This is a genomic window from Arthrobacter sp. H41, from assembly GCF_000520535.1.
GTDB lineage: Bacteria > Actinomycetota > Actinomycetes > Actinomycetales > Micrococcaceae > Arthrobacter_D.
The window spans coordinates 28,923-30,454 of sequence record NZ_KI914837.1 but is presented as its reverse complement, the minus strand read 5'-3'; the positions used below and the strand labels follow the sequence as shown (position 1 = coordinate 30,454).

Annotated in this window: 2 protein-coding genes; both read right to left on the bottom strand. The window is 66.6% G+C overall.

Going from position 1 to position 1,532, the window contains the following annotated elements:
• Positions 1-7: 7 nt before the first annotated feature.
• A complete protein-coding gene (gene hpf, locus Y705_RS0115375) occupies positions 8-739 on the bottom strand; it encodes a ribosome hibernation-promoting factor, HPF/YfiA family (RefSeq protein ID WP_026533494.1) in 732 nt (243 codons plus the stop codon).
• 106 nt (positions 740-845) lie between these two features.
• Positions 846-1,532, bottom strand: a 687-nt coding sequence (locus Y705_RS20580; protein ID WP_049822871.1) for a ComF family protein, incomplete at its 5' end; no start/stop codon positions are given.

The following is a 1,532-nucleotide window of genomic DNA, read 5'->3' as shown; positions in this document are numbered from 1 at the left end:
CGGTTCATCAGGCTGAGGCAACCGCTTCCGTGGCGCGGTAGGCCAGCACTTCCTCGCGGGGTTCCTCGGTCCCTTCGGCGCATTTCGCATCGAGCGTGATGACGCCGTAGGTCCACGCCTGCCTGCGGTAGACGACTGAGGGGGCTCCTGTGGCCGAATCGACGAACAGGTAGAAGTCGTGGCCCACGAGCTCCATGTTGTCCACTGCATCATCGAGCGTCATCGGCGCCCCGGAAAATACCTTCCGGCGGATCAGTACCGGCGAGTCCCCGGCCGGGAGATCATCCGGCGACTCATAGGCGTCTGCGGGAGCCGAAGCGGTGGCAGGCGGCGCGGCTTCCTCGGCCCGGGTCTCCAGGTAGAGCGGCTGTCCCGCGCTTGCAGGCTCCAGATCCGCGGTCGCCTCGCGGACAGCGACGGGTGTGTGGCGGCCGTGGTGGATCTTCCTGCGATCCCGCGCCCTGCGCAGGCGCTCGAGAAGCTTGTTGTAGGCGAGGTCGAAAGCGGCGAACTTGTCAGCTGCGGATGCCTCGGCACGGACTACCGGACCCCTGCACATCACGGTGAGTTCGACGGTCAAAGAGGTATCCGCCATGCGGGCGCTCAACTCCTTGGTGATCTTTGCATCCACCCTCTGGACCTTGTCTCCGAGCTGCTCGATCTTGTCGAGCTTTTCCGTCGCGTACTCGCGGAACCGGTCGGATACTTCCAAGTTTCGACCATTGATCACAAATTCCATGGTGCCCTCCACATCGCTAAGGTGATGCAACACCGGCCGGAACGGAGCTGCTGGCCGGTGTCGATGAGTAACGCTCGTCATCGTGCTACCCATACTTCACGGTAGTTCACCCCGGTTCTTTATTCATCCCTGACTGGCCCGTTTTTTCTTCTGATGCGGAAGGAGCCTGCTTCGTGGCAGCGGGTGGACGCGCAGCCGCGATGACGGCGGCGCCCGCCACCTCGGCACCGGCCGCACGGAGCGCCCGTGTCACCTCCGCCACCGTGGAACCGGTGGTGAGGACATCGTCGATCACGAGGCAGACCCTGCCCGCCACCCGGGCACGAGCCCCGGATGAAACCACCATCGAGCCCGCTACCTGACGCTGCCGGCCTCGCCGGCCGAGCCCTTTCTGGCCGCCGGCGCCTTTCCTGCGCACAGGTGCAGCGACGAAGAGCACTACCCTGTCCGGCAGTGGGCGGTCGCCCGTGACCTGCCAGCTAGACGCCTGGCCGACGGCGGCGAAGACGCGCGTGCCGGCTGGAAGCTCGCCGCGTTTCGCCAGGCCCTGCAGCACAAGGCGGAGCGGGTCATAGCCGCGCCGCCGAAGGGAGGCCCGCCGCCCGGGAACAGGCACGAGAAGGTAATCGCAGGTAGCCGGTTCCCCTTGTGCCGCTGCGCACGCGGCATGCAGCGCGCCCACCAACGCCGCGGCGAGTGGGCGCTCAAGGTCGGTGTGGCCGTGGTTCTTGAAAGCGAGCACCGTGGCGGCAACGGACCCGGCGTAGACTCCCGCCGCTATGACCGGCAGGGG